This is a genomic window from Streptomyces sp. NPDC024687, from assembly GCF_055559055.1.
This window is the reverse complement of record NZ_JBVHLJ010000024.1, coordinates 1-20,795: the sequence shown is the minus strand read 5'-3', so window position 1 is coordinate 20,795 and position 20,795 is coordinate 1. Positions and strand designations below refer to the sequence as shown.

Sequence of the window (20,795 nt, the reverse complement as noted above, 5' to 3'; positions counted from 1 at the left end):
CGGAGTCTGGACCATGAACCAGAAAACCCGCCGCTCCAAACTCACCGCCGACAAACTCCAGGCGCTCGCCGCGCTGGGACTCGAATGGGCTGCAGCGGAAGGGGCGGCGTGATGGCCGCACATGAGGAAGAGCAGCGCGTACAGGCGGCCGTACAACGGCACGTACGCAACAGGGCCTTCGCGGAGGCGGACAAGGTCATCTCGTTCGTGCTGTCCGATCCGCAGGTACAGCAGGCGAGGGCACAGGTCGAGGCGGCGGAGACGCGGCAAGGAAAGAGTGGTCATGACGGATTTCGTCCGAGAGGGGCGGCTCTTCAAATTGAGCGGGTTCAACCCCTCGCACCGCCAGCTCTTCCTGACCAGTGAGCCCCTGCGCGAGGACCGGACCACGACCATGGTCGAGGTCTATATCGGGCATGTGGAACTGATGTTCCTCAAGCCCATCTACGGGCATGGGCTCCACATCCGGCGGGCGACCGCCGAGGAGTTCGCCGTGCTCCACGAACGGCACGGCATTCCGGCAGAGGACGCCGAGTACACCTGGATGCTGGAGCGGGACGGCGACAGCTTCGTCGTCGGCGGCCACCCCTCCTGGCGGGAGGCGGAGTACAAGCTGATGGTCGACCGGACGTCGTTGTACGACGCGAGCAAGCCCTGGCCGCCGGAGTACCCGGTGGAATCGGGGCACGTCACCTGAGTGAAAAGGGAAGAGGCCTCCCCGGTGCACAGAACACCGGGGGGGGCACCTTTCCTTTCGCATTTGCCCAGGGGGCACGTAGAACGGCTGGACGACGGCACCGAGGTCCGGCTTGGGGGTGTGGGTCATGAACCAGAAGAGCCGCCGGGCCAAGCTCACCGCCGACAAACTCCAGGCGCTCGCCGACCTAGGACTCGAATGGGCAGCAGCGGAAGGGGCGGCGTGATGGTTGTACAGGAAGCGTGCGAGGGCGGCCGTTCGTTCCGCCCTCGCAGTGACCTGACGGAACACTCCGGAGAAGAAGGGCCCCGTATGAGGCTGTTGGGAGCGGTGTGTGCTCTGACCTTGGGCGTCCTCGTTGCGCTCTTTGTATGGGGCGCTGACCGTGACGCGGTGCGGATGGCGTGGCGGGAAGGCGAGCTGAGCGGTGTGACGGTCGTGTTCGTGGCGGCGTGTGCGCTGTGGCTGGTGATGCGGCGCAGGCATACCGGGCGCGGCCGGCTGGCATGGCCGCTGGTAGTGCTGTGGTGCGGTGTTGCTGTTGCGCTGGTCGTGACGGCCATGGCCGGTGGATCCGTTGCCCGGATGTCTTGGTGAACAAGGCGCCTGCACTTGCCGGCATTGTTCTGGCCAGCGACGGCCAGCCAGTGGCGCAGCAGCCAACGGCCGGCCGCCATCGAAGGGCGGACGGCTCCGCCGCCGGGAGCCGGGGCTGCCGACGGGTGTGAAGTGGCCCGAAGGCGCGGACGGTTTCTCACGTGCGCCCCCTGCGCGCTCCCGCAGCACCTGCGGCATCCCTGTCAGCGCAGGTGGCCGTGACCTAGCGTTGGCCGCCGGGCGGGCCGACGAGCCCCAGGGGTACGGGTTCGGCAGGCGGGCGCAGGGTGGGGGACGCGGTGGCGGACGAGACGTTGGTGCGGGATGTCGCGCGGATGATGATCGAGCGGGCGGCTCCCCATGAGCTCGTCATCTTCCATCCGGAGAGCAAGGAGTACTTCACGGACCCGGATCGCGCTCTGGACGCGGCCCGCGGACGCGCCTCGGCCCGGCCGAAGGACCGCGAAGGGGGCTTCGGCGCCGCCGAATCCGTGGAGGTGCTGACTCCGTTCGCGCTGGCGGTGGCCGGCGCGATTGTGGAGCCGCTCGTCGTCCGGCTCCTCCGGTCGGCGACCACGCGGAGCCGCGCGGGCGCGCAGGCCCTGGTGCGCCGGCTCCTGCGCCGCGAGCGGCCCGCCGCGGCAGACGGGCAGGACGGGCAGGACGGGGGCGAGCCGGCGGCGGTCGCCTGGTCCGTCGAGGAGCGGGCCTGGCTGTGGGAACGGGCGTACCGGGAAGCGCTGCGGCTGGGTCTGGACGACCGGCAGGCCCGGCGCCTGGCCGACGGCCTCGTGGACCGGCCTGACGGAGAAACGGACGAAGGCTCCTGACGTCCGGCGTTCCGCTCCGTAGACCGGGTGATGGAGGGTTTCCATGACGTCCGCGCCGATCCCGCCGGCACCGCCGCACCCGCTCCCGGGGCGCACGATCGATCCCTGGCGCGTGCCCTCGGGGACAGCGCTGCGTTTCGCACTGCTGTCCACCGCGCTGCTGGGCGCCTGCGTCTTCATCTACAACCTCATCTACTTCGCCTTCGCTCCGGGCGGCGAAGTCGTGCTCGCGCGCTACAAGCAGTGCGCGTCGTCCGCGTCCGCCGCTCGACGCGGGGACGCGCAACCGGACTTCACCCACGCGTTCCTCGACTGCGCCCGGCCCTGGGAACGGGAGAAGGCGTACTGGGTTCTCGCGGGCATCGCCCTGTTCCTCCTGGTCGCGGCGGCCGCGTACTGGTGGGAGCCGGTCCTGCGGGTGCGTCGCGGCGGCATGGAACCCTTCGAACCCGACGAGGACCCCGAGACGAGAGCCCTGCTGGACCGGCTGGCCGGTCTCACCCGCGAGGCGGGCCTGAGCCGGCCCCCGCGCTTCCTGCTCTCACGCCGGTCCCAGAGCGTCGATGCGGTGGCATTCGGGCGGGCCGGACGCTACACCGTCTGCCTCGAGCTCGGCCTCGTCACCCGCTTCCGGGGTGATCCGGCTCGGTTCCGCGCCGTCGTGCTGCACGAACTGGGCCACGTGCGCAACGGCGACGTCGAACTCTTCGGGCTGACGCGCGCGCTGTTCCACGCGTTCGTCCCGCTGGGCCTGCTGCCCCTGGCCGCGGCACTCGTGGGGACCGCGCCGACGGACGTGGTGGCCGTGGGCTGGCGCGCGCTCCTGCTGGTCGCGCTGGTGTTCTACGGCCGGCTGGCCGTGGTGCGGGCCAGGGAGTGCGGAGCGGACGTGCGCGCGATGACCTGGGACGCCAGTCCGGCGGACCTGCTGCGCGAGGTCGTGCCGGGGCCCTGGCCGGGGCACTCGGCCCATCCGCCCCTGCGGGAGCAGCTGCGGATCATGCGCGATCCGCACGAGCTGTACCGGGTCGGCTTCTGGGACTGCTGCGCGGCGGGGCTGGCGGGCACGGCAGCCACGAGCGGCTTCCTCGACCTGATGTGGCTGCTCTTCCAGCAGGCCGATCCGCTGTACGCGCGTGCCGCGGCGGCCGCGCTGCTCGCGCCCGCCGTCGCGGCGGTCGTGGGCCTGGGGATCTGGCGGACGACCTGGTTGACGGCCTCGCCGCGCGGCACCGTCCTGCCGGCTCTCGGACTGGCCACAGGGCTGGTGCTGGGTCAGCCGACGGCGCTGCCCCGGGCCCTCGCGCCCGCTCCCGGTCCCTATCTCGGCGTCGGCGCCGCCGGCGCGGTGTTCACAGCCTGTCTCGTCGTCCTGCTGACGCTGCTGTGCTGGTGGACGGCGCGCAGCGCGCTGGCCTGGCTCCCCGGCGGTACGGGGTCCCGGAGCCGGGGCTGGGTCGCGGCCTGGCTGGTGTCCTCCGTACTGCTGGCGGTGCTGCTGAGCTGGTGGATGCTGCTGTTCGACCATGCTCACAACCTCACGGAACTGAACGCCTCCCTGCGCGCCGAACACGCCGAGCTGGCCCGCTCGGCGCCGGCCGGACCGTTCGTCCTGTGGGCGGCCGTGGAGCACCCCCTGATGGTGCGCTTCGCCCAGTGGACGCCCGTGGTCGCCGCCGGTGCGCTGCTGTGGGCCTGGCCGGTGGCGGCACAGCTGCGTCGGCCCGCCCGGCCGGGATGGGTGCGCACGGTCGCGCTCGCTGGCACCGCCGGGGGCGGCGTGTACCTGTGCGGAGTCCTCGTCCTGCGTCTGTTGATCCGGGTGAACCCCGACGCCCCTCGGGCCGCGCAGGAGTCGGTCCTGCGCCTGTTCGCCTACTGGCAAATGGCCGCCGCCGTAGTGGTCCAGGGCCTCGTCGCGGTCGTCGTGACCGCCCTGATGTTCCGCCGTCACGGCGGCGCCGCCGCCCTGTACGCGCTCGTGGCCGCGTTCCTGGCCGGCTGCCTCGGCGCGATCGTGTTCGTTGGCGGAGCACTGGTCGGCGGATGCGTCGACGCCCTCGCGGTATGCCCGGCTCCCTGCACCGGTCTGTCCCCGGCCTACGTCCGCGACACCCTGCTGCGCATCGTGAACGGCGGCACCCTGGCCGCCGTGGCCGGTGCCGCCGTCGTCACGCTCGTGGGGCGCGCGGTCGCGGGGCGCCGCGACGGCACGGCAGCCCGGTCGTCGTACGCGTCCGCGGCGAGGAAGACGGCCTCGCCTGCGGTCGCCCATAGGGTCAGGCGGTTCGTGGCGCTCCAGACAGCGCTGGGCTGCGCCATCGTGGTCGCCGGCTTCACCATCCCGGTGCGCGATGCCACTTTCGGCCCGGAGAGCACCGGCCAGGGACCAGCCGCGGCCTGCGCCGCGTACGACGACCTGCTGGGTTCGCTGGACTCGCTGACGCCCGCTCAGGCGGCCGGTCGTCTGGCCGAGGCTGAACAGGAAGCGGTGCGGGCAGGCGCACCCCGACTGGCCGACGACTTCACGCGGCTCTTCCTCCTGCCGCCGCAGGAGGACGCCGCACGCACCGAGGTGTCCGGACGGATCGACCGGACGTGCGCCGCCGCCGGCCGGCCGCTCCTCAACCTGCCGTGAATCAACCGCCGCTTATCTGCCGCACGTAACTGACACCGTCGAGCAGCAGATCCTCGAAGACATACTCTTCCACTTCGAACCGTTCGATCGACCAATTTCCGACGACCATGCGGGTGCCGGGCACGTAAATGGTCATCGAGGAACCGGACACCACCGCCGTTCCGCTCAGGACGCCGCCCGAGTTGGGATACAGGGCGGCGGTTCCGTCCGCCATGAAGGCGATCTTCGTCAGCCGGGCGGGACCGGGTCCGTCACCGTCCCATTCCCCGACGAGCCGTTGAGGGACCCGGCCCTCGGGCAGGGCGTCCGGCGGCGGTTCCTGCGGGGGCGGCGGCGTACGGTCCGGGGTCGGCGGTGTGGACGCCGTGGGCACGTCGTCCAGGTCCGGTTCCGGTTCCGGCTCCGGCGGCGTCAGCGGAGCGGCTGGTTCGCCTGCAGGCGTGGTGACGGTCTCGCGGGTCACAGGGTCCTCAGGCAGCTCGACCGTGTGCCCGCATCCCACCGCGAACAGCGCGGCCAGTGCGACGACGGGTATCCGCACGATGTTTCCGGTACTGCCGAAGTTTCTCGACACGCTGCAATTCCCCCTCACCGGCCCTCAATTCCCGGCCGAGGACCATTCCCACGGCGAGACTAGCCCCACCATTACGAGAGGGAACGTTTCTCTGTCGAATTTGGTTTTTGCCTGTTCCTGTTCCTCCTCCGGCTCATAGAGGCGCGTCCCCCCGCCGTCGTTCCTGTTCCAGCAGTTCGTCCAGGTCGCGCAGTTGGTCCAGGCCGCGGAGGGGCTGGGTCATGCGGGCATTGTGCTGCAGGCGGGTGCGGTGGCGGTGCAGGAAGGACCAGTAGCCGGCGGTGTCCTCGCCGCGGCCTCGGACGGCCAGGCGCGGGAGGCGTTGTCGGCGTACGAGCTGAACTGCAGAGCTGCGTACGGATGAACCGGGTGATCACCCCCGAGGTGCGCATCGAGCGCAGATGCTTCTGCCGCCGTTTCGCAAGATGGCAACCCCTGGGTGGGCCTGGGGCGGCCCTTCAGCTGTGCAGCATGAGGAGGCTGAGCCCGGTGCTGGTGGCGGTGTGTACCGCGCTGTTGTGGTGCCGGAGGGTGGTGACCAGTCCGGCCTGTCGTAGGACGGTGGCGTGTTGGCTGGCGCCGGAGGCACCAATACCCAGCACACCGGCGAGTTCGGCCGTGTTGCATCCGGGATGCGTGGCGATGGCATGGAGGACTGCGGCACGGGTCCGGCCCAGCAGCGCGGTCAAAGCCTCGGGGGCGCTTGCAGCCGCGGACTCTGTCGAGAAGGGGGTCAGGGGGGTGAAGGCCGCACCGAAGTCGACGCAGTAGCGCCGGTCGTGGCCCTTTGCGGTCGGGCACGGAGTCGGGCATGTCCCGGCCGGCGCCGCAGGTGTCGAGGAGGCGTTGTGTCAGCTCCCGGTTCGGCCGTTCCGTGCCGCCACCGATGTTGTGGGTCTCGCCTGCCGGCCCGAGGGTGCGCACCGGTTCGTTGCCGCGTACGTGGTCGGTGATGTGCAGCCGGTCGTGGTGAGGTCGTGTTCTTGGCCGGCGAGTGCCAACGTGAGGCCTGCCCGCGGGCGTTCGGGCTCCTCGTGGGCCCAGCCGGCGTCGGTCGGGGCGTTGTACGGCACGAAGCGGGTGGGCCCGGGCCGTATGCCTGTGCGGCCGGGATCACTTCGGTTCCGCGTGGCGGGTCACGAGCCTGTACGCGCACTGCTCGTCTGTCGTACTCCCCCACTGGGTCGGCGGGCCCCTTGCGCTTTCGTGTCCCAGGATGGAGAGCCCGTCTCGAACGGTCCTGGTGTCCGGCTGGGCCGCCGCTGGAGGGTGGAAACGGCGTGGGGCCGGCAGGCCGGGGAGTCTCCCGGGCTGCCGGCCCCACGCCGTGTGCGGTTCGGGTCAGCCGAAGATGTGGATGTTCTCGTCGACCCAGGTGCGCAGGGTCAGCGGAGCGTTGCCGGTGATCTTCTCGACGGAGTCGGAGATCTTCCAGTCCCAGGCGGCGGACTGGCGCTTGAGCTCGAGCAGGGCCTGAAGGCGGGGGCCGCCCCAGCCCAGGCGGTCGAACTCGGCCTGGGCCTCGGCCTGGGTGCGTTCGACGATCTTGATCTCCTGGCCGAGGGCCTCACCGACGATCTCGCCCTGGCGCTGCGGGCTGAGGGCCTCGCCGCCGGTGAGGGTGTAGGCCTGGCCCTCGTGGCCGGAGGTGGTGAGGATCGTGGCGGCCACGGCGGCGATGTCGCGGGGGTGGATCATGGCGGAGACCGGGTCACCCTCGGTGGCGTACAGGGTCCGCTGCTTTCGGATGGTGTCGGCGTAGCTGTAGAGGTAGACCATGAAGGTGCCGGGGCGCAGGATGGTCCATTGCAGGCCGGACTCCTGGATGACCTGCTCGCCGACGCGGTGGCCGGAGGTCAGCGGGTCGGTGGCGCCGTAGCCGACGCCGCTGGTGGAGAGTTTGACCAGGTGCTTGACGCCGGCCTCGCGGGCGGCGGCGGCGAGGGTGCGCTCCTGGACCGGGCCCTCGGGCCCGTAGCCGGGCGGGCAGACGAAGACGCGGTCGGCGCCGGCCAGGGCGGCGGGGAGGGTTTCGGGCTTGTCGAAGTCGCCGGCGACCACCTTGACGCCGGCGGGGAAGTCGGCCTTGCCGGGGTTGCGGGTCATGGCCCGCACGGGCACGCCGTCGGCGGCGAGCTGGGCGACGAGTTCGGAGCCGACGTTGCCGGTGGCACCGGTTACGAGAATCATGCGTGTATCTCCTTGGGATGTGCTGCACGGCGGAAGTCCGTGCGAGGGGACCACTCGTTGAGTGGGAGAGTCAGGATTCGCCGCGGGAGGCTGCGGTGTCGCCGCTCGGCTGCTGGGACTCGGCGCCGCCGTGGCCGTGGCCGCCGGCGAGCTTGACGTCCTTGAGGAAGAGCGCGGCCACCAGGCCGGCCAGGGCGATCGGGATCACCGCGTAGAAGGTGGCGCGCAGCGAGTCTGCGTAGACGTCGACGACTTCGGCGCGCACGGAGCTGGAGAGGCGGCCGAGGACCTCGGGCGAGAGCGAGCCGTCCTTGTCGAGGCGGGCACCGGCTTCGCCGCCGAGCCGCTCGTGCAGGCCGGTGTCGAGCCGGGAGGTCATCAGGGCGGCGAAGAACGAGACACCGAGGCCGGTGCCGAGCTGCCGCATGAGGTTGGTGGTGCCCTGGACGGCGCCGATGTCCTGCATGCTGGCGGTGTTGCGGGCGGCGAGGTTCAGGGCCTGCATGTTGAGGCCGGCGCCGATGCCGAAGAGCAGGATGTACACGATCGTGAGGGGGACGCCGGTGTCGGGGCCGGCGGTGGTGAACAGAGCGCCGGCGAGGATGAACACCGCCATGCTGGACACCGGGAACCAGCGGTAGGAGCCGCTGTGCCCGATGACCTTGGTGCTGAGCCAGGAGGTCACGACGACGCCGAGCATGAGGGCGCTGATGGCGTAGCCGGCCTGTTCCACGTCGAGGCCGAGGACGGTCTGCAGCCACAGGACCAGGTAGTTGAGGATGCCCAGTCCGATGATGCCGGCGACGAAGCTGAGGATGACGACGATGGTGAAGGTCTTGTCGGCGAAGAGCCTGAGCGGGATGACCGGGTCGACGGCGCGGCGCTGGGCGAGGATGAAGAGCGCCACGGCGAGGGCGGATCCGGCGGCCAGGGCGAGGATGACGGGTGAGGACCAGGTGTACTTGACGCCGGCCCAGCTGGTGAGGAGGTTGAGGGCGACGATCGCGGCGACGAGCAGGACGACGCCGGCGTAGTCGATGTGCGCCTTCTTCGGGACGTGGGCGGGCAGGTGCAGCAGTGCGGAGACGACGGCGAGGACGACGAGGCCGAGGGGCAGGTTCACGAAGAACACCCAGCGCCAGCTGGCGAGGTCGGTCAGGATGCCGCCGAGGGTGGGGCCGAGGAGTGAGGCGGCGCCGAAGGTGATGGAGAACCAGCCGTAGTAGCGGGCGCCTTCACGCGGGGAGAACATCTCGCCGATGAGGGCGAGGACGCCGATGAACAGGCCTCCGCTGCCGATGCCCTGGAGGATGCGGAAGGCGACGAGCTGACTCATCGTCTGGGCCAGGCCGCACACGAGTGATCCGGCGAGGAAGACGATGATGGAGGCCATGAAGACGCGCTTGCGTCCGAGCAGGTCCCCAAGCTTTCCGAAGACGGGCAGGGCGGCGCAGCCGCCGATGAGGTAGCTGGTGGTGACCCAGGCGAACTGGTCGAGTCCGCCCAGGTCATTGACCATGGCGGGCAGTGCCGTGGCGACGACCTGGGTGTCGAGCAGGGCGAGGAAGGCGGCCGCCATGAGAGCGAGGACCACCACGTTGGTCCTGGAGGACGGCACGGCGGTGAGCGGGATGGCAGGATCGGATGATGCGGAAGCCACGAAGGGTCCTAGTAATCGTGGAGCGACGCCGATGCAGAGCATCGCTCGATACGGGAGTGCGCAGAACGAAATCCATGAAGAACGCTGCCTGTGTCTTCAGCAGCGGAGATGGGTGGTCGGATCCTGTCCGACTCCGGCCTCACTGGGCCCTCTCAACCGTCGATCAGCAGACTGCTGATCCCGGTCCTTCGGTGTTCGTCTTGGCTCTCGCTACTCCCTCTGAATGCGATTACGGACTTTCAAGACCATAGCAGAGGCTGCGAGAGCCGGACAACTGGCCCTGGTGGTCAGGGAATCAGCACCACCTTGCCGGTGTGTTTGCGAGCCTCCATCAGCTCGTGCGCCCTGGCCGCTTCCTGCAGGGGGATCCGGCTGTACACGGCGGGCGTGACCTGGCCGGACTCCACGTACTCCAAGAGCTCCTTGCGGCCTGCGGCGATCACCTCGGGCCGGTCCTGGAACAAGGCGTACAGGTTGAAGCCGTGCAGCGACTTCATGTCGATGAAGTCCCAGGGCGAGAGGGCCGGCGGGCGCTCGCCGGATGCGCCGCCGTAGCAGACGATGCGGCCGAAGCGGCCGGCCAGCTGGATGCTGTGCGCCAGGACCTCGTTGCCGACCGTCTCGAGCACCAGGTCGGCGCCCTTGTCGCCGGTGGCCGCGCGCACCTCGTCCACCCAGTTCTCGTGTCCGTAGCAGATGGCGACGTCCGCGCCGACGGAGCGGATGAAGTCGAGCTTGGCCGGGGAGCCGGCGGTGCCGATGATGCGGCCGGCGCCCTTGGCGCGGGCGAGCTGGACAAGGAGGTGGCCGATGCCGCCGGACGCCGCGTTGATCAGCACGGTCTCGCCGGGCTGCAGCTGGCCGACGGTGGTGAGCACGTGGTAGGCGGTCTCGCCGGGGCTGGGCAGCGCGGTGGCCTGGGCGGCGTCGATGGCGGCCGGGATCGGGAAGACCGTGGCCGCGTACGCCGTGGCGTACTCGGCGTAGGCGCCGTAGCGGACCGGGGCGACGACGCGGTCCCCCACCGCCACTCCGGTGACGCCCGCGCCGACCGCCTCGACGACGCCGGCGACATCACCGGCGGGCGCGGCGGGCAGGGTGACCGGGCCGCCGATGGGCAGGCCCTGGCGCTTTTGGACGTCGGCGTAGTTGACGCCGATCGCCTCGGCGCGGATCAGTACCTCGCCGGGGCCGGCCTCCGGCTTGGGGGCGTCCTCGACGCGCAGGACGCTCGGGTCGCCGTGCTCGTGGTAGCGGACGACACGCATGGTTCCTCCAGGGATTCTGGGTGGGCGGTCACCAGGTGACCGGGACGGTGCGGAAGCCGCTGAGCAACCGCCCGGGCATCCGTTCGAGTTCGGTCTCGGCGCACGCAGGGGTGGATGCCGTGGCCGAGCGTGCGGCGGCGGATGTCGAGCCGGCCGGCGCCGGGGAAGCGCTCCTCGTCCCGATCGGCGGCACAGATCGCGGCGAGATCCAGGTCACCGGCGGAGGTGTGGGGGCAAGGGGAGGTACTGCCGGGCCGCCACGTCCGCTCGAGCGGACGTGGCGGCGGTTGGCCTGCCGGCGGTGTCACGCTCCGCCGGTGACCCGGATGGTCTGGCCGTTGATGTTGCCGTTGGCGCGCGAGCCGAGGAACACGATCGTGTTCGCCACGTCCTCGGGCACCGACAGGTGGCCCGAGGGGAGGGTCTTCGCCTTGGCCTCCAGCGCGGCGGCCGGGGCGATCCGGCGCACGTTCTCGGTCAGGGTCTGGCCAGGGGCGACCACGTTGACCAGGATGTTCTCCGGGGCGAGCTCCCAGGTCAGGCTCCGCGCGATGCCCAGCAGGCCGGCCTTGGCCGCGCCGTAGGCGGCGCCGCCGACCATGCCGTAGTCGGCCAGGCCCGAGGAGACCATGACGATGCGGCCCCACTCGCGGCCGCGCAGGAACGGCAGCGCCGCAGCGACCGTGTGGAAGGTCGCGTCGACGCTGGTGCGCAGGACTTCCTGCCACAGCTTCGGGTCGGCGTCCTCGAAGGCCGGCATCACCCGGCCGGGGCGCGGGATGCCCTCGGACCACACGACGGCGTTGCTGACCAGGACGTCTATGCCGCCCCAGGTGTCGGCGACGGTCTTGACCGCGTCCCGTATGACGGCCTCGTCGGTGAGGTCGTAACGGACCGTCAGGGTGTCGGCGGCGCCGGCCTCGCGGGCGAGCCGGGCGGTCTCCTGCGCGCCTTCCTTGTTGCTGTTGTACGTGATCGCGACGCGGGCGCCGTCCTTGCCGTAGGCGACGGCGGTCGCCCGGCCGATGCCCGAGGAAGCCCCGGTCACCAGCACGACCTTGTTACGGAGATCGGTCTCCATCAGTCACTCCAATTCAGCCAGATCGTGGGGTCGTTCGCCGTGAGGCCCGGCGGTTCAGGCCTTCTTTGCCACGCCGGCCAGGGCGTGGGCCTCGGCGCCGAAGCCCTCGGGGTCGCCCTCCGGGCCGATGCGCCACAGCGGAACCGGGACCACGCCGGGCTCGATCAGCTCCAGGCCCTCGAACAGGTCCGTGACCTCCGCGGTGCTCGGCGTGAAGCTGACCCGGCTGCGCCCGGAGCAGGCGGCGTACATCGGCGTCGAGGGCCCGTACAAGCCGGACCACTACCGCTACTGATCCGTGGCCAGCGCCCGGGCCGCAGGCGGCCGCCCGGGCAGCCGCCTCAGAAGGAGGAGAACGTGGACGACACCCGCCACGACAGCCACGGGGAGCACCTGCGCCCCGCTCCCTCGCGTCACGACCCGGGCCCGGCTGCGGTTGCGGCCCCGCCGCTGCTCCTGGCAGGGGCGGACGAGGACGACATCACCCACGTGCACATCGTGCGGGGCATCGACTGAGTGCGGGCGCCGGCACCCGGCCCGGCCGCGAGCACCCGTAGGGGCGGTCCTGGAAGGGACCGCCCCTACGGGTGCGGGCGGCCGGGCACCCGGGGGTGCCCGGGCTCAGGCCGTCCGGGAGGAGGCGAGCACCTGGTTGACGACCTTCAGGTACTGGCGCGGGGTCCCGGCCTCCTCCAGTGCCTCCTCGTCGAGGGCGACGTCGTAGTCGCGCTCGATGGCACCGGTGACCTGCAGCAGCGCCAGCGAGTCGTAGTTGAGTTCGTCGAACGGCACGTCCAGCACATCGCCGTCCAGGTCGAAGGTGTCGCTGTCACCGGCGTTGGTGCGCAGCAGGACGACCAGGTCCTTTATGTCCAGCAGTTGCATGGTGGTGACTCTCTTTCTTCTCGTGCCGGGCACATGCGGGGTGAGTGGATCGGTGGGGCCCGGGCGGTGTCACCCGGCCGGGACGGCTCGCCGGGACGGCACCGCGGGCCTGCCGTGCGCTGCCTGCGGTGCCTGCGGTGCGGGGCGCTGTATGGGCAGGGGGGTGCTGCCGAGCCGCCGTACGACGCGGGCGGCCCGGCCGATGAGCCGGGGCAGCGCGTCACCTCGTACGAAGAAGTGGTCGCCGGTGACGGTGCGGGTCGCCACCGGTGCGGCGGACCACCTGCGCCAGCCGGCGACCAGCGGGGGCGGCGCCAGCGCATCGCGGTCTCCCGCGACGGCCAGCAGGGGCACCGGTATGCGGGCGGCGGTGGCGCGGGCGTAGGCCCGCAGCGCGCGCCAGGTGCAGGTCGTCGCGCAGGACCGGCAGCAGGCCCGGTGCCAGTAGCCGTCCGGCCGGGCTCCCTGGGGCACACCTCCCATGGCGTGGAGCCGGTGCAGCAGCCGGCCGTCGGCGGTGCCGGCGCTGTCGGAGAGTTCGCTGCTCTCGTCCGGCGGCGGGCAGGCGCCGACGGCGAGCAGCGCGGGAAGGGGACGTCCCTGTTCGTGCAGGGCCTGGGTGAGGGTGTGGGCCACCAGGGCTCCCAGGCTGTGTCCGTACAGGATGAACGGCCTGCCGGGTTCGGGCCTCACGCACTCCAGCAGTTCGGCCACGAGTGCCGCCCGGTCGGTCAGGCGCGGTTCGCGGCGCCGCCGCTCCCGGCCCGGCAGCAGGATGGGCACGGTCTCGACGCCGGGGCCGATGCTGCGGGTCCAGCCGTTGAAGGCGGAGACTCCGGCCCCCGCGTGTGCGAAGCAGTACAGCCGTACGGGTGGCGCTGTGTCCGCCATGTCCGCCCCTCCCTTGGCCCCCTGGTGTGTCACGGGCCCCACCAGGCTGGCCCACGGTGCTAGAGGCGGGCTCGAAACGGCCGCGACGGTCGCGGCCTTTCAGGTGGCGTACAGGTCGAAGGTCGAGCCGCGGCGGGCGCCTGCGGCCACCTCGAGCCCGGGGTCGACGGTGAGCATGGCCTGGTGCAGGCGCTGCAGCTGGGGTGAGGGTTCCACACCCAGTTCGTCGATGAGCCGTATGCGCAGCTGCCGGTAGACGTCCAGTGCCGCGGCCTGCCGGCCCGACCGGTACAGCGCCACCATGGCCTGGGAGTGCAGGCCCTCGTGCTGAGGATGACGGACGGTCAGGTCCTTGAGCTCGGCGAGCAGGCCGGTGTGGTTGCCCAGGCGCAGGTCGGCGTCGATGCGCCGCTCCACGGTGACCAGCCTGCTCTCCTGCAGGCGGAGGGTCTCGATGGACAGGATCGGACCGACGCGCACGTCGACCAGTGCCGGGCCCTGCCACAGGTCCAGCGCCTGGCGCAGCGTTTCGGCGGCGCGGGCGTCGTCACCGGCCTCGAAGGCGGCGCGTCCGGCCGTAACCAGCCGCTCGTAGGTGTGCACGTCCACGTTCTGAGGCTGGATCTGGAGCACGTAGCCACCGTGCCGGGTGGCCAGCAGCTCCTTGGCGCTGCGCGGTGAGTCGGGTCCCATGGCGGTGCCGAGCCGCCGGCGCAGTTGCAGGATGTACGTCTGCAGTGTGGTCAGGGCGCTGACCGGGGGGTCGGCTCCCCAGATCTCCTCCATCAGGGTCGGAACGGGCATGACACGGCCGGGATACAGCGCGAGCAGTGACAGGATCTGCCGGGGCTTGCTCGCCGTCGGCACCACTGAGACACCGCCGATGTCGGCGCTCAGTGGACCCAGTATCTGAATCCTCATGGTTTCGTCTCCCCCTTGGCGTCGCCTTCTCCTCGACCGTGCGTTCGAAGAGCGGGTGCGCTGACTGGCCACGGTAACGGCGGGAAATCGCCGGCATCCCCGTCCTTGAGTCCACGTCAAGCGCGCCTGAACCCGATGGGGTGGGGCGCTGTTGCGGTGCTCGGGCGGCCGTCGAGCGCCGTGCAGGCCAGCCTCCCGCCGACGCCATCGGGGGCGCTGTCTGGGGGGTCTTCGCCGTCTGTTCCGGGCCGGCCAGCAGGATGGAGCGCTGCAGGCGGCGCAGCGGCACGGAGGGCTCGATGCCCAGTTCGTGCACGAGTGTGGTGCGCAGCCTGCGGTAGGCGTCGAGCGCCTCGCTGCGCCGGCCCGAGCGCTGCAGGGCCAGCATGAACTGCGCGTGCAGGTTCTCGTGGGTGCGGAACTGGCTGACCAGGACGGTGAGTTCGGCGAGCAGTTCGCGGTGCCGGCCCAGCCGCAGATCCGCCTCGATGCGCTGGTCCAGAGCACACAGCCGGCTCTCCTGAAGGCGCCTGGACTCGGTCTCCAGCTGGGAACCCGCCTGGACGTCGGCGAAGGGCGCGCCGTTCCACAGGCCGAGGGCCTCGCGCAGCAGCCGCGCGGCACGCGGGTGGTCGTCGGCGTCCATGGCCCGGTAGCCGAAGCCGGCGAGGCGTTCGAACTCGCGCACGTCGCTGGTGCCGCCACCGGTGTCGAGCCGGTAACCGCCGGGGCAGGTCACCAGGACGTCCTTCGCGCCGAGCGGGCCGCCGACGTGCCGGGCGAGGCCGCCGTGATGAGTTCGCGCAGCTGCAGCACGTACGTCTGCAGCGTGGTGCGCGCGCTGCGCGGCGGATTACCCGCCCACAGCTCCTCCACCAGCGCACAGACGGGTACGACCTGATCGGCGTGCAGCGCCAGCAGGGCCAGTACCTGCCGCGCCTTCGGCGCGGTGGGAGTGATGGACACTCCGCCCTCCCTGACCCCCAGGGCGCCCAGTACCTGAATGTCCACGCCAATCCCCCTGTCGTCCCGTCGGCGCAGTCGCTCTCGCCGGAAAAGCGGTAGGCCCCCGATTCAAAAACAATCCAGACGGTTTGTTAATATCAAACCGGACGGATTGTTTTTACTCTGGACTGTGGAGGTTTTCGAGGAGAGAAGCACTATTTGTCCGGTGACGGGGGTGTCGGTGAGGTCAGCTCAGGCCTCAGAACCAGGATGTCAGGACGTTTTCAGGGGGCGCAAAGATACCCTCCGGAATCCGGGCCCGTCCGGGACGCCGGCCGCCAGGTCCGCTCCCGGACGGCCGGTCCGCGGTCCGGCCGCCGCGGCGACGGCGGCGGTGGCGGTGGCGGCGGCCGTCGCGTGCCAGGAGACGCCCCTGCCCGGCCCGCCCCCGACGCCGGCAGAGGGCGAGGCCCCCCGTACACGCGGTGTCGCCGTCCATCCCCCACCCGGCCCGCGGGACCACGCCGGCGTGCTGCGGGGGCCTGAGGCCGCGCAGCGCGCCGGCCGGCAGTTCCAGCCGCCTCGCCCCGGGCCGCTGCCGCGCGCGGAGCCGATGAGGCGCCGCCCGGCCCGTGCCGCCCGCTGGGCCCCGCGCGCCGAGGCGTCCCTGTTCCCGCAGCGGAAAAGGCCGCCGCCCCGCTGCTCCTGGCCGGCCCGCTCACCGGCCGGGGGAAACGCCCACGCCCGCTCTCGCCGGCCCTCGCCGGCGCAGGGCTGCGCCGCCCGGAGGCGGAGTCCTGGGAACCTGTCCGTCCTGGATCTTTCAGGCCGGTCAGGCCGGTCAGGCCGGCCTGGAGGACTTCTGCACCACGGTCGGCTCCGCCGCGGAGCGTCCGGCCCGCACGGCCGGCACGATCGTCAAGGACGAGGGCGGGGCGAGGGCGGGGGCGGGGGCGGGGGCGGCAAGCAGCTCGCCGGGTTCCTCGCGAGCCGGAAGTTCCTCCGGGGGTCAGTGCCCGCCGGGTCCGCGCGGCACGTTCCCTGTCCGGCCGCCCGATCCTGTCCCGGTCGGTTTCCGGGAGCCGACCTCCGCCGGCCCCCTGAGTGCCTCGTGGCGGGCGGCCCGTCACGCGGCAGGGTCGAGAGGCACTATCAAACCGCACAGATGGTTCATTTGGCTGGAGTGTGCTCACGGAAGCGACAGAAGGGGGACGGGTAGGCACGGGCGGCGGGCGCCTCACTGGCCGGCGCCGGCCAGGGCCGGGGACTGTGCGCGCACCTCGGCGATGACCCGGGCTCCCCGGTCGGGGGCCGTGTCGAGCCTGACCAGGACGGCCGGGGCGGTGATGGCGGGCAGCATGTGGTTGAACAGCGCCGACATGCGCACCTCCAGGTCTGCCCAGTCGGACATGGCCTGGGAGACGTACTGCACGCCGATCCAGGCCCCGAGGAAGACCTGCGCGCTGTCCTGCGGCACGACGTGCGGGAGCACCTCGCCGCGCTCCTTGGCCTCGGCCAGGAAGGCGGCGGTGAGCTCGGTCCAGGCAGGCCAGGCGCTGCCGAAGACGTCGCGGCCCTGCAGGTCGGCGGAGAGCCGGACGCCCGCGAGCAGCATCGGCTCCTGCGGCAGGCGCTTGGCCAGGGTCATGCCCGCGTCCACCCACTCCTGCAGCTTCAGCTCGCGGGGCACGTGGTAGTCGTTGGTGACCTGTGCCTGCAGCACGCCCTGGGCGAGGGCCGCCTTGGAGTTGAAGTGGAAGTACAGGGCGCCTTTGGTCACCCCGGCCCGGGTGAGGATCTCGCCGATCGTGGCCGCCGTGTATCCCCGCTCCGCGAAGATCGCTGCGGCGGCCTCCAGAACAGCGCGTCGGGTCCGGACAGCTCGCTCCTGCTGAGCCATGAGATGCTCCTCTAGCTCAAAATTAAACCAAACAACTCGTACCTTACCGCATGCCGCCGCAGAAAAAAGCAGCGCGGTCGTTTTGTGCAGGAGGGCGCGGAACGTGCGGGAAGGGGGTGGGGGCAGCCGCGGCGCGGCTGCCCCCACCCCCTTCCCCCGGCTGCAGCGCCTGCCGGGTCTCACCAGGCCGTGCGTCCTCCGTCCACCGCCAACGTCGCGCCGGTGACGAAGGACGCCCGGTCGCTGCACAGCCACGCGGCCGCTTCGGCGATCTCCGCCGGATCGGCGGCGCGCTGCTGCGGCGCCGACCGCAGGGCACTGTCCCTTGCCTCGGGGTGACGGGTGAACCACTGCTCGACCATCTCGGAGCGCGCCAGTCCCGGAGCTATCGCGTTGACCCGGATACCGTCGCCGGCGTACTCGACCGCGGCCGCCTTGGTCAGGCCGATGACGGCGTGCTTGGAAGCGATGTACGGCGCGGCGACCGAGGAGGCGAGCAGCCCGCCGACGCTGCTGGTGTTGACGATCGCTCCTCCCCCGCAGGTGAGCATCGCGGCGATCTCGTGGCGCAGGCAGTTCCACACACCCCGCGCGTTGACAGCCATGACGTGGTCGTAGGAGTCGTCGTCGGTCAGGTGCAGGGGGGTCTTCTCGATGGCGGTCCCGGCGTTGTTGAAGGCCGCGTCGAGCCTGCCGTGGCGGGCCATGGCCTGCTCGACCAGGGCCCGGGCGTCCTCGGCGCGCGAGACGTCGGCGACGACGTAACTCGCCGTCGCGCCCTCCTGCCGCAGCCGGCCGCACAGGTGGCGCAGCCGCTCCTCGCGGCGGGCGCACAGCACCAGGCGGGCGCCCTGCCGGGCGAAGAGGCGGGCGGCGGCCTCGCCGATACCGCTGCTGGCACCGGTGATGAGCACGACCTTGTCCCGCAGGGCAGCGGCGCCGTCAGACATGTGCCGCTCCCGCCCCTGTGATGCCGGCAACGGGCCCGGCGTGCGGCGCGAAAACCCCCGCCGCCGCTTCGCCGTCCACCCTGCGCAGCAGTTCCCCGTCGATCTCACGCAGACTGCGCACCACGTGCCGGACACCGATGCGCCGCATGAGGGCGTGCTGGTGCCCGTGCTCGAAGTCGCCGGGACGGCCGATGAAGGGCACGCCGAGCCGGTGGGCCTCTTCGGCGACCCTGGCCACGTCGTCGATGAACAGCACCCGGTCGTAGGGCAGCTGGAAGACCTCCCGGGTGATCTCCCGGATGCCCGGGCGGAAGCGGTCGGTGCACACATAGCCCGGACCGTCGAAGAAGTGGGCGAGGTGGCCCAGATGGCGCTCGAAGTGCGCCCGCTCCAGCCCGCCGTAGCACACCGTGCGCAGCCCCAGCCCCCGCAGCAGCGCGAGCAGGTCCGCGGCTCCGTCCAGGACCCGGACCGAGGTGTGGGCGAGGTAGCGCTCGCGCTCCTGGAGGTAGGTCTCCAGCAGCTCCTGCGGGCTCAGCCTCACCTGCGCGGCCTCGGCGAACGCCCGGGCGGCCACGAGCTGGGACTGGGAGAACAGCCCGTACTCGACGTCGGCGGTGTACTGGCCGCCCCGCTCGAGCACCATCTGCCGGATGAGGGGGCTGAAGGTGTCGTTCAGCAGAACGCCGTCGATGTTCACCGCGGCGAGGCGAAGGTGGGGCAGCGGAGCGGGCATGTCGTTGTCCTCCTCAAAGACGCGGTTCACCGCGGGGCACCGGGGGTGAGGACCACCAGGAGCTCGCGGTGGCCGCTGGAGATGAACGACTCGAGCGGGCGCAGCTCCTGCGCCGGCACGGCCAGCCGCAGGTGCGGGAAACGGGCGAAGAGAGCCGGCAGGGCCGTTGTCGCCTCCGTCATCGCCAGCGGCCGGCCCGGACAGTGGTGCACCCCGTGACCGAAGGCCAGATGGTCGCGGCTGGTGAGGCGGGTGGCGTCGAAACGGTCCGCGTCCGGCCCGTGCCGCTCGGGGTCGCGCCCGGCCGCCGCGAGGGACATCACGATCGCCTCGCCCCGGGCCACACGCACCTCGCCGTAGTCGATGTCGTCGACCGCGAAGCGCAGCGGGATGGTGGCCACCGGCGCCCGGCAGCGCAGCGTCTCCTCCACCACCGCCTCCCAGGACACCTCGCCCCCACGGGCCAGGCGCAGCTGGTCGGGGTGGGTGAGCAGCGCGGTGACCGCCTGGTCCAGGAGGTTGACGGTGGTCTCGTGACCGGCACCGATGATCAGCAGCAGGGTGTCCAGGAGCTCCTTCTCACTCAGGCCCGAACCCTTTTCGTCGCGCACGGCGACGAGCTCGCTCGTCAGGTCCGCCGCGGGCCGGCGCCGCTTGCCGGCCACCAGAGCGCTCAGCAGCCCGTACAGCTCCGCCTGGTTGGCCCGGGCCGCCTTGGAGGTGGTCGTGGTGGTGAACAGGACATCGACCACACGGTGCAGGTCCAGCCGGCCGGCCTCGCCCAGGCCCAGCATCTCCCCGATGACCCGGATGGGCAGGGCCACGCAGAACTCCCTGCGCAGATCCACCATCGAAGCCATCCTCAACGGCCAAGAACGCATCACCAAGACGCTGCTGGACACCATCGCACTCGACCACCTCGCCGAAGAGCACTACCGGCCCCGCACCCCTAAACGCCGCGCCCGGCCCGCCGACCGGTGAGCCCCACCGCGCCCCCGCTCTACCAGTCGGCAGCATGTGGCCCACCCAGCCCGGCGCCCTGCACGTGAGGCCGCTGCCCCGCGAGGCCACCGCCTCCTACCTCACCCGCCTCGCAGGCGCCTACCACCTCAGTGCCGCCCGACTCCTGGGCGGCCTGCACATCACCGCCACCGGCACCCCAACGGGCCCGCCAGCCACCGACATCCACCTCAGCAACGAAGCCGCCCGACGCCTGTCCCACTTCACCCGCATCCCGCCCGCACACCTCTCCCGCGCCCTGCCCCGCCGGCCCCCGCCCGCCGCCATCGGCACATCCCACGCCGCCACCGCCCGCTGGCACACGTCGAACCCGCAATGCAGCCACTGCCGGCATGCACCGCCTGCATCATCCGCCGCAGCCCGCACACGGCGACTCCCGCGTGGATCCACCCGGCACCCACCCTGCCCCGGGCCCTCATCTGCACCCGCCACCAACAAGCCTCAAGCGACCCCAGACAGCGCACCCCCCTCGACATCCGCCCCGCCCCCGAACTCACCCATGCCCGCCGCACCACCCGCTGCCCACCCACAGCGGCCTCCCTGAGCTGGGCATCGACAATCACCACCCCGCTGGTACGACCACCACCAACACCTCCACCAGCGCTGGCACACCCGCCTGCACCGGCTCCGCGCCGCCAACCCCCACCTCACCTCAGGCCCGGCCTCCCCCACACTGACCTGCCGCAGCCTGATCACCTACCCCGAGACCCTCTTAGAGAGCATCTGATCAGTCTTCACGCTGACTTGAGTGGGATGTCCGTTTCGATTCGCCACGTTGGTACGGATTCTCCGGTCAGTTCGCGGGACATTTTGTTAGCCATGGCCCAGTGGATCATCGTCCTCGATCTCTGCGGGAGGGCTTCGTAGTCCCGGGCCAGGCGGCGGTGCTGCATCAGCCAGCCGAAGGTCCGCTCGATCACCCACCGTTTCGGCAGTGGCTCGAACCCCTTGGCCCGTGGCCGCTGCACCACCTCGATGTCGGTGCCCAGACCGGCGTCGTGGTTGAAGATGC

22 protein-coding genes and 2 pseudogenes are annotated in these 20,795 nt (G+C 71.5%); 8 read left to right on the top strand and 16 right to left on the bottom strand.

Translation table 11 applies throughout. The features are described 5' to 3' along the window. Positions 1 to 283: 283 nt before the first annotated feature. The 4 genes from ACZ39I_RS41685 (at position 284) to ACZ39I_RS41670 (ending at position 4,762) form a co-directional block, all read left to right on the top strand. Positions 284 to 697: a hypothetical protein gene (locus tag ACZ39I_RS41685; protein WP_467250956.1), complete on the top strand. Its 414-nt coding sequence runs from the start codon at positions 284 to 286 to the stop codon at positions 695 to 697. A 312-nt stretch (positions 698 to 1,009) separates the two neighbouring features. Beyond that, positions 1,010 to 1,294 carry a hypothetical protein gene (locus ACZ39I_RS41680; RefSeq protein ID WP_467250954.1) on the top strand — a complete coding sequence of 95 codons (285 nt, stop codon included), beginning with the start codon at positions 1,010 to 1,012 and terminating at the stop codon, positions 1,292 to 1,294. A gap of 299 nt (positions 1,295 to 1,593) precedes the next feature. Further along, positions 1,594 to 2,124: a hypothetical protein gene (locus ACZ39I_RS41675; RefSeq protein ID WP_467250952.1), complete on the top strand. Its 531-nt coding sequence runs from the start codon at positions 1,594 to 1,596 to the stop codon at positions 2,122 to 2,124. A 43-nt stretch (positions 2,125 to 2,167) separates the two neighbouring features. Then, a complete protein-coding gene (locus tag ACZ39I_RS41670; RefSeq protein ID WP_467250950.1) occupies positions 2,168 to 4,762 on the top strand; it encodes a M48 family metalloprotease in 2,595 nt (864 codons plus the stop codon). Between the two features lies 1 nt (position 4,763). On the opposite strand, the gene ACZ39I_RS41665 is transcribed toward ACZ39I_RS41670, so the two are convergent. The 7 genes from ACZ39I_RS41665 to ACZ39I_RS41635 all read right to left on the bottom strand — a co-directional run bounded on the left by ACZ39I_RS41665 (position 4,764) and on the right by ACZ39I_RS41635 (position 11,688). Beyond that, positions 4,764 to 5,336 carry a hypothetical protein gene (locus ACZ39I_RS41665; RefSeq protein ID WP_467250948.1) on the bottom strand — a complete coding sequence of 191 codons (573 nt, stop codon included), beginning with the start codon at positions 5,334 to 5,336 and terminating at the stop codon, positions 4,764 to 4,766. A 458-nt stretch (positions 5,337 to 5,794) separates the two neighbouring features. Continuing rightward, positions 5,795 to 6,025: an ArsR/SmtB family transcription factor gene (locus tag ACZ39I_RS41660; RefSeq protein ID WP_467250946.1), complete on the bottom strand. Its 231-nt coding sequence runs from the start codon at positions 6,023 to 6,025 to the stop codon at positions 5,795 to 5,797. 652 nt (positions 6,026 to 6,677) lie between these two features. Then, positions 6,678 to 7,526 carry an SDR family oxidoreductase gene (locus tag ACZ39I_RS41655; protein WP_467250944.1) on the bottom strand — a complete coding sequence of 283 codons (849 nt, stop codon included), beginning with the start codon at positions 7,524 to 7,526 and terminating at the stop codon, positions 6,678 to 6,680. 70 nt (positions 7,527 to 7,596) lie between these two features. Continuing rightward, positions 7,597 to 9,186 carry an MDR family MFS transporter gene (locus tag ACZ39I_RS41650; protein ID WP_467250942.1) on the bottom strand — a complete coding sequence of 530 codons (1,590 nt, stop codon included), beginning with the start codon at positions 9,184 to 9,186 and terminating at the stop codon, positions 7,597 to 7,599. Between the two features lie 287 nt (positions 9,187 to 9,473). After that, complete coding sequence (locus ACZ39I_RS41645; RefSeq protein WP_467250940.1) at positions 9,474 to 10,454, bottom strand: quinone oxidoreductase family protein; 981 nt, start codon at positions 10,452 to 10,454, stop codon at positions 9,474 to 9,476. Between the two features lie 304 nt (positions 10,455 to 10,758). Beyond that, the gene (locus ACZ39I_RS41640) at positions 10,759 to 11,535 is read right to left on the bottom strand and encodes an SDR family NAD(P)-dependent oxidoreductase (RefSeq protein WP_352392303.1); all 777 of its coding nucleotides are present in this window, start codon (positions 11,533 to 11,535) and stop codon (positions 10,759 to 10,761) included. A 54-nt stretch (positions 11,536 to 11,589) separates the two neighbouring features. Then, complete coding sequence (locus tag ACZ39I_RS41635; protein WP_467250938.1) at positions 11,590 to 11,688, bottom strand: hypothetical protein; 99 nt, start codon at positions 11,686 to 11,688, stop codon at positions 11,590 to 11,592. Between the two features lie 52 nt (positions 11,689 to 11,740). Between ACZ39I_RS41635 and ACZ39I_RS41630 the strand changes: the two are divergent. Next, positions 11,741 to 11,830: pseudogene (locus tag ACZ39I_RS41630) on the top strand (adenosylhomocysteinase); the annotation flags it as partial. Between the two features lie 62 nt (positions 11,831 to 11,892). Then, positions 11,893 to 12,051, top strand: coding sequence for a surface protein (locus ACZ39I_RS41625; RefSeq protein WP_467250937.1), 159 nt, complete (start codon positions 11,893 to 11,895; stop codon positions 12,049 to 12,051). Positions 12,052 to 12,156: 105 nt separating this feature from the next. Here the strand turns inward: ACZ39I_RS41625 and ACZ39I_RS41620 are convergent, their stop codons facing one another. The 8 genes and pseudogenes from ACZ39I_RS41620 to ACZ39I_RS41585 form a co-directional block, all read right to left on the bottom strand. Next, the gene (locus ACZ39I_RS41620; protein ID WP_467250935.1) at positions 12,157 to 12,420 is read right to left on the bottom strand and encodes an acyl carrier protein; all 264 of its coding nucleotides are present in this window, start codon (positions 12,418 to 12,420) and stop codon (positions 12,157 to 12,159) included. A 69-nt stretch (positions 12,421 to 12,489) separates the two neighbouring features. Continuing rightward, entirely contained in the window at positions 12,490 to 13,311 is an 822-nt protein-coding gene (locus ACZ39I_RS41615; protein ID WP_467250933.1) for a thioesterase II family protein, read from the bottom strand. Positions 13,312 to 13,410: 99 nt separating this feature from the next. Next, positions 13,411 to 14,232: an AfsR/SARP family transcriptional regulator gene (locus ACZ39I_RS41610; protein WP_467250932.1), complete on the bottom strand. Its 822-nt coding sequence runs from the start codon at positions 14,230 to 14,232 to the stop codon at positions 13,411 to 13,413. 214 nt (positions 14,233 to 14,446) lie between these two features. Further along, positions 14,447 to 15,243 (bottom strand): annotated as a pseudogene (locus ACZ39I_RS41605) (AfsR/SARP family transcriptional regulator); the annotation flags it as partial. Between the two features lie 1,171 nt (positions 15,244 to 16,414). After that, the gene (locus ACZ39I_RS41600) at positions 16,415 to 17,077 is read right to left on the bottom strand and encodes a ScbR family autoregulator-binding transcription factor (RefSeq protein ID WP_352392277.1); all 663 of its coding nucleotides are present in this window, start codon (positions 17,075 to 17,077) and stop codon (positions 16,415 to 16,417) included. Positions 17,078 to 17,256: 179 nt separating this feature from the next. Further along, on the bottom strand, positions 17,257 to 18,027 hold the full coding sequence (locus ACZ39I_RS41595) for an SDR family NAD(P)-dependent oxidoreductase (protein WP_467250929.1): 771 nt from the start codon (positions 18,025 to 18,027) through the stop codon (positions 17,257 to 17,259). After that, positions 18,020 to 18,763, bottom strand: a complete 744-nt coding sequence (locus ACZ39I_RS41590; protein ID WP_467250927.1) for an HAD family phosphatase — start codon at positions 18,761 to 18,763, stop codon at positions 18,020 to 18,022. The genes ACZ39I_RS41595 and ACZ39I_RS41590 overlap by 8 nt, the downstream gene beginning before the upstream one ends. Before the next feature lie 26 nt (positions 18,764 to 18,789). Further along, the gene (locus tag ACZ39I_RS41585) at positions 18,790 to 19,587 is read right to left on the bottom strand and encodes a cytochrome P450 (RefSeq protein ID WP_467250925.1); all 798 of its coding nucleotides are present in this window, start codon (positions 19,585 to 19,587) and stop codon (positions 18,790 to 18,792) included. Between ACZ39I_RS41585 and ACZ39I_RS41580 the strand changes: the two genes are divergently transcribed. Both ACZ39I_RS41580 and ACZ39I_RS41575 read left to right on the top strand, forming a co-directional pair. Further along, positions 19,565 to 19,744 carry a hypothetical protein gene (locus tag ACZ39I_RS41580; RefSeq protein ID WP_467250924.1) on the top strand — a complete coding sequence of 60 codons (180 nt, stop codon included), beginning with the start codon at positions 19,565 to 19,567 and terminating at the stop codon, positions 19,742 to 19,744. The two genes, ACZ39I_RS41585 and ACZ39I_RS41580, sit on opposite strands and share 23 nt — an antisense overlap. Positions 19,745 to 19,778: 34 nt before the next feature. Continuing rightward, a complete protein-coding gene (locus tag ACZ39I_RS41575) occupies positions 19,779 to 20,327 on the top strand; it encodes a TniQ family protein (RefSeq protein ID WP_467250922.1) in 549 nt (182 codons plus the stop codon). Between the two features lie 190 nt (positions 20,328 to 20,517). Here the strand turns inward: ACZ39I_RS41575 and ACZ39I_RS41570 are convergent. Next, positions 20,518 to 20,795, bottom strand: a 278-nt coding sequence (locus tag ACZ39I_RS41570; RefSeq protein WP_467250920.1) for a transposase, incomplete at its 5' end; no start/stop codon positions are given.